Source organism: Pseudokordiimonas caeni, from assembly GCF_026719705.1.
GTDB lineage: Bacteria > Pseudomonadota > Alphaproteobacteria > Sphingomonadales > Kordiimonadaceae > Gimibacter > Gimibacter caeni.
In genome coordinates this window covers 1,915,531-1,921,530 of record NZ_JAPPRR010000001.1, presented here as the reverse complement: position 1 = coordinate 1,921,530, position 6,000 = coordinate 1,915,531, and the positions used below count along the sequence as shown (strand labels likewise).

The 6,000-nt window shown below is 60.0% G+C and carries 5 protein-coding genes; 1 reads left to right on the top strand and 4 read right to left on the bottom strand.

Annotated features, from left to right (window positions below):
* Positions 1-230 precede the first annotated feature (230 nt).
* Positions 231-1,232, top strand: coding sequence for a hypothetical protein (locus tag OU694_RS08670; protein ID WP_308910586.1), 1,002 nt, complete (start codon positions 231-233; stop codon positions 1,230-1,232).
* 81 nt (positions 1,233-1,313) lie between these two features.
* On the opposite strand, the gene rsgA is transcribed toward OU694_RS08670, so the two are convergent.
* The 4 genes from rsgA to OU694_RS08650 form a co-directional block, all read right to left on the bottom strand.
* Positions 1,314-2,372 (bottom strand): ribosome small subunit-dependent GTPase A, encoded by a 1,059-nt coding sequence (rsgA, locus tag OU694_RS08665; RefSeq protein ID WP_308910585.1) that lies wholly within the window; start codon positions 2,370-2,372, stop codon positions 1,314-1,316.
* Positions 2,373-2,612: 240 nt separating this feature from the next.
* Entirely contained in the window at positions 2,613-4,811 is a 2,199-nt protein-coding gene (locus OU694_RS08660) for a xanthine dehydrogenase family protein molybdopterin-binding subunit (protein ID WP_308910584.1), read from the bottom strand.
* A gap of 13 nt (positions 4,812-4,824) precedes the next feature.
* Positions 4,825-5,292 (bottom strand): (2Fe-2S)-binding protein, encoded by a 468-nt coding sequence (locus tag OU694_RS08655; protein ID WP_308910583.1) that lies wholly within the window; start codon positions 5,290-5,292, stop codon positions 4,825-4,827.
* 134 nt (positions 5,293-5,426) lie between these two features.
* Positions 5,427-5,885 carry a MarR family winged helix-turn-helix transcriptional regulator gene (locus OU694_RS08650; RefSeq protein ID WP_308910582.1) on the bottom strand — a complete coding sequence of 153 codons (459 nt, stop codon included), beginning with the start codon at positions 5,883-5,885 and terminating at the stop codon, positions 5,427-5,429.
* Positions 5,886-6,000 lie beyond the last annotated feature (115 nt).

The following is a 6,000-nucleotide window of genomic DNA, read 5'->3' as shown; positions in this document are numbered from 1 at the left end:
CCTCGTGCCAATGGTACTTCAGCTCAAGCTGCGGAAGAGTAGGTCGCCGCCAGATCTACAAAATAGCGAGGAACATCTTCATAAGAGCAAAAAGCCGCCGTGATCCAAGTGATCCGGCGGCTTTTTGCTATTCGGTAGCCGTGCCCCTTTTTTCTGGCCGATCCTGTCTACCCATGGCACCATGAGTGCAATCTATGGTGATGTTTCGGGCGGGCCGGGGGGGAATTTGCATGCTTAAGATCATCTGCGCACTGGTGTTCGCAGCGGGCAGCAGCGGTTCGTTAGCTGCCGATGACGGTGTTGAAATTCCGGTATCCTACGATGAACAAGGTCGTATCCTGCTGCCCGTGACACTGGAGAATGGCGAGGAACGGCAGTTTCTTTTCGAAGGGGCCTCGGGCGGTGTGGTGCTTTCCAGGGACACCGCGAAGGCAACCGCGTTCAAGGAGGAGAAAGAGCTCAAGTCTGCAGATCTTGATACACTTCCAGAACGCCCGGTTGTCATACGCAACGTGACCCACCAGCCGGGTATGCTGCAGGCCGTTTCTGGCTATCAGGGGTATCTCTATGCGGACGGCATTACCAATTTGCGGCGTATCCGTCTGAACGGCCTGCGAATTGGCAGCCTTGATCGGACCGACCTGTCGGTCGGGCTTTTCGAAGGAAACACCTCCAGTGACGGCGTGATCGGCCTGGATATTTTCGCGGGTGGCTTGCTGCACTATCTGCCATCCGAGCGACTGATCCGCTTCTATGCAAACGCTTTTCCTGTGTCGCGCGACGACTGGACCTTCATTGAAGGATATAGAAGCAAGCGTGGCGGGCTTGTGCTCCCGGTGGAATATCGCGGCCAGAAGCTGCTGGTAGTGCTGGATCCTTCGACGTCCCATTCAATCCTGAGCCAGGAGGTGGCCCGGAAGCTGTTCCCGCAGCGCTTCTATGGTAGCGACGGGTTCATTCTCGCCTCGGCCCGGATGTCCGATTCCGTTGCGACCGGCATCATTTCTTTCACGCGCAACTACCAGACCACTCGGCTTGATGGTTTCCGCGTTGGCGAATGGAATCTGGACGGGCTCGAGGTTGCAGTGGCGCCGCTCGCACGAGCGGAGTATTCGGACGTTGTGAACGGCTCCGTTATGGTCCTTGGTGCCGATGTGCTGGCCAAGCGGGAATTCGTGATCGATCTACGTTGGCGCCAAGTCTGGATGCCTGAAGCAGAACATGACCACTGACCGCGTCAGCTTGGAAGGACCGGCATTGAAATTCGCGGCCGAAGGGGCTGATTTGTCCCTTCGGCGCACAATTTGGAGCATCTAGCGCTGCGTTCGGGTGTTTTTGCCCCTTATCACGGACCGCGCCATCTTGCTGAAGGCGCGTTCGCGCGACCGGCGTTCGGCAAGCGAGGCGCGATTGTGGGCATCTTCTGCTGCGAGCTTCAGCCAGCGGGCCAACCGTTCTGGCTCAAGGTGGCCGTTTGCCAGTGCCTCCTTGATTGCACAGCCTGGTTCGCTGTCATGGGCGCAATCTGAAAAACGGCACTCATTTGCCAGGGCGGCGATGTCGCTGAAGACTTCATCCAGCCCTTCCTGGACATCGGCAAGTTGCAGCTCGCGCATGCCGGGGGTGTCGAGGAGCCATCCGCCCTGTTCCAGCCGATGCAGGGACCGTCCCGTGGTGGTATGCCGCCCCTTGGTATCGCCCTTGCGCACAGCGCCGGTCAGGGCGCCGACGCCGGACAACGAATTGACGAGCGTAGATTTGCCGACCCCTGAAGAGCCAAGGAGGGCGACTGTCTGGCCTTTACCGCACCATGCAGCAAGAGCCGCAGCCGCATCGGGGTCGCGTGCGTCGAGGGTTTCGACGACGAGGCCCGAAAGCAGCCGGCGAGCCGCTTTCGCATAGTCGGCAACATCATCAGCGAGGTCGGCTTTCGTCAGAACGACCACCGGCATGACGCCAGCCTCGCGTGCCAGAACGAGATAGCGTTCCAGCCGTGCGAGATTGAAGTCCCGATTGCAGGAAGTGACCACGAACAAGGTATCAACATTGGCAGCAATCAGCTGAAGGTCGCGGCCCGTGCCCGCCGCCCGCCGCTTAAAGAGGCTGGCCCGGTTGAGAAGCCGGGTCGGGCGAAGGCTGGTGCGGTCGATGATAAGCCAGTCGCCAACGGTCGGCCGGTCTTCCTCGCCGGTGGCGCCGGGCAAATGTGACGGAATGGTCGTATCGATATCTTCCCCGGCAATGGTGACATGGCCGCGATGGACCGCCATTACCCTGACCGCGCGCTCGTCGGGCGAGGCGGATGGAGTGAACTGAGAAGCAAAATACGGCGTCCAGCCAAGTTCGGCCAGACTAAGGAACCGTGAAGTCATTTCGGATATCTCCGGCTGTATGATTCCTCAGCGGAATCGACAAGTACGACAAAAGGCGCGGAATCCATAAGTTTTCCGGTCGCCGGGTCGGCCTTGAAGGCCAATGAGCCTCACCGCCCCATGCGGGGCGGGACGCATCACCGGGCCTCGCCGACCTTGTCGTAAACAGCCTTCGTCACAAAATGTCTCCTTCGCGGTTGGTTGGTGTCTGGCCTTCAGGTTAGGCAATCCATGGATGTCTTACAAGGCCTCCATGATCGGCAGCTTGCGGATACGCTTGCCGGAAGCTGCGAAAATGGCGTTGGTGAGAGCCGGGATGAAAGGCGGTAGAGAGGTTTCGCCAGTGCCACGCGGGCTCGTGTCGCCGAAATCGAGGATATGCACGTCGATCTCCAGCGGCGCCTCATCCATCCTGAGCTTCCGGTACGTGTCGAAATTGTTGGTCACAGGCACGCCGCGTTCGAACACCATATTCCCGTATTTGGCAGCACACAGGCCGTCGACAATGCCACTTTCCACTTGTGCCCTCACACCAAGCGGATTGACGGCAAGGCCGCAGTCGATGGCGCTTGTCACCTTGATGACGCGGAAGTCCGTTTCGCCTTTCATCTCCACCTCCACCACATGGGCGCAAAGGCTGTGGTGTGTGGTGAAGATGGCGACCCCGCGACCGCGCCCCCTGGGCAGGGGGGTGCGATAGCCCGAAGCTTTTTCGACGGTCTTTAATGCTGTCACGTAGCGGCTCAGGCCAAGCGTCAGGTTCGGCCAGTTTTTCATCTCCACCTTCGACTGGCTGCTGAAAAGATCCAGCAGGAAATCGAGCGGATCGCGCCCGCCCGCATGGGCAAGTTCATTGAGGAAGGCTTGCGTCACCCAGGCGCGCGTGTTGCTGCCGGGGCCGCGCCAGGCGCCGTTCGAGACGTCGGATGGCAACTGCTGCCACTCGCCTTTGTAATTTGGGATAAGCCCGAAGGGAATTTCCTGTGTGGCATAAAGGGCTGCACGGGCATCCGAGGTGCCGCGCATATGCATGGCAACGGGGCGCCCCTTTCCATCCACGCCGCCGCGCAAGCGATAGGCGCCCATGGGATTATAATAATCCTGTTCCATTTCATCTTCGCGGAACCAGGTAACCTTCACCGGTTTTCCGACCTGCTTGGACAGGAGGCAGGCCTCTCTCAGGAAGTCATGCTCGGCCTTGCGCCCGAACGCCGTACCCAGCCGGTAAAAGTGAGCCGTTATGGCCTCGGCCTTCAGGTCACAGGCATAGACAACGGCATTGATGGCCTCATCCATGAACTGGTTGCCGACCCAGATTTCCGCACTATCCGGCCGAATGTCGACGATACAGTTCTGGGGTTCCATACAGGCATGGGCCCAGTGGGGATAGCTGTAGGTAGCCTCGATCGTTTTTGCGGCCCCTTTGAGGGCTGCTTCCACATCGCCTTGCGCGACGGTCTCGGTCATTTCCGCACCGTCCAGCAAGGATATGGCTTTCTCTTGAAGCAGCTTGCTGTCGGTCTCGACGCCATATTTACCGTCCCACTCGATTTCGAGGGCATCGGCCGCCTTGCGCGCTTGCCACAGGGTATCTGCAAGCACGGCGACGCTCGCCGCGATGAAGCGACGCTCAGCCTTGTCTTCGGGCAGCCGGGGCAGGGGAATGACGGCGCGCACACCCGGCATCTTTTCCGCCTTGCTGGCGTCAAATCGGACAAGGTCGCCTTTCACATGCGGGCAGCGCCGGATTACGGCGTTCAGCATGCCCGGCACTTCCTGGTCGATGCCGAAGATCGGTTTGCCGGTGACAATATCGGGGGCAACCAGATTGGGCTGGTCTTTGCCAACCACTTTGTTTGCCGCGAGGGGTTTCAGTGGCACGTCTTCCCATTTGGCCGGGGCCGCACCGTCGCCAATATCCTTGACGAGGTCGCCGTAGCCGATAGTCGTGCCGCTCGCCGGATTGACGACGGCGCCGTCCCGTGTGGAAAGGCTACCCGCATCGGCGTTCCATCGTTTTGCTGCCGCCTCAACCAGCAGGGAGCGGGTGTAGGCGGCGGTTTGGCGCAGCGGGTCCCACTGGAGCATGGCTGTCATGCTGCCGCCAGCGCCCTGATGCAGGTGCCCGAAGGCAGCTATGCCCTTTTCATTGGTTTTACCGACGAAATCCATTAGCTCCACCCGGACATTGGAAAGGTCGATGTCCATCTCGCCTGCGATGATCTGGGCGGCCAGCGTGTGGGTACCTTGCCCCATGTCGGGCACTGGCACGCCAAGGATGACATTGCCGTTCTTGTCCAGCCAGAGGAGCGCGGGCAGGCGCTCGCTATTCAGCTCTGCAGCTGAGAGAAGGCGCGGACTGGCGCCAACGGCGATAACAAGCGCGCCTGTTGCAGCGGCAGATTTCAGGAATGAGCGGCGAGAGATATGAGTGTTCACGGCCTGTCTCCCGTCACGCTGTTTGCAGCGACTGCGCAGCGCGCTTGATCGCCTTGCGAATGCGGACATAGGTGCCGCAGCGGCAAAGGTTGGTGATGTTTTCGGCGATATCCTCGTCGGTCGGGTCCGGATAATCCTTCAGGAAGGCGGCAGCGGCCATGATCTGGCCGGCCTGGCAATAGCCGCACTGGGCCACATCCTCGGCGATCCAGGCTTCCTGCACGGCATGCAGCCGCGCGCCATCCGCAAGCCCCTCGATAGTGACGATGTCGGCGCCTTCAAGCGTGTTCATCGATACGCTGCAGCTGCGCACCGCCGCGCCGTCGATATGGACGGTGCAGGCACCGCAGGCGCCGATCCCGCAGCCAAATTTGGTGCCCTTGAGGCCGGCGTCTTCGCGCAAGTGCCACAGAAGCGGCATCTCGCCATCACCGTCAAACTGGTGCGGCTTGCCATTGATGGTAAGAGAAACACGCGTCATCCCGAATCCCCCTATGCTTGTATGGAAGCGGGAACAGTGTAGCGCGATCGGGCGGCTTGGTCGCGGCGGCTCATCGCAGCGGCAAAACGCTTCGTCCCGTTTTTCTAACCAAGGTTCAAGCCTTCAACCAAGGCTTAGGCGGCATATTGCTCGAGCGAGCGGCGCAGCGTCATGATCTCGCGCTGCAGGCGGATCAGGTCACCCACCGGCATGCCGGTGGCAGCGATGATACAGCCGGGGATATCCTCCGCCTTGCCCTTCAGGGAACGGCCTTGGCTCGTCAGCTTGACCAGTACCTGGCGTTCATCTGCCTTGTCGCGGTGGCGTTCGATATGGCCCATGCCCTCGAGCCGCTTCAGGAGCGGGGTGAGGGTGGAGCTTTCAAGCGACAGTTTGGTGCCGAGGCTGCCGACCGTCTGGTCGTCTTCGTTCCAGAGCGCTATCATGGTCAGGAACTGCGGGTAGGTGAGGCCCAGCCGGTCAAGCAGCGGCTTGTAGACGCGGTTGAAGGCGTGCCCTGCCGAATAGACGGCGAAGCAGATCATGTCATTGAGCGCAATATCATCCGGGATATCGGTTTCGGTGCCGTGCATCGCATTTCTCCTAGGGAAATCTGCCGTCAATATAAATCGCACGCGATATATTTACAAGCGATTGACATGGGTGCTGGAAGAGCTTATATATCGTACACGATCAAATCGTTTGATA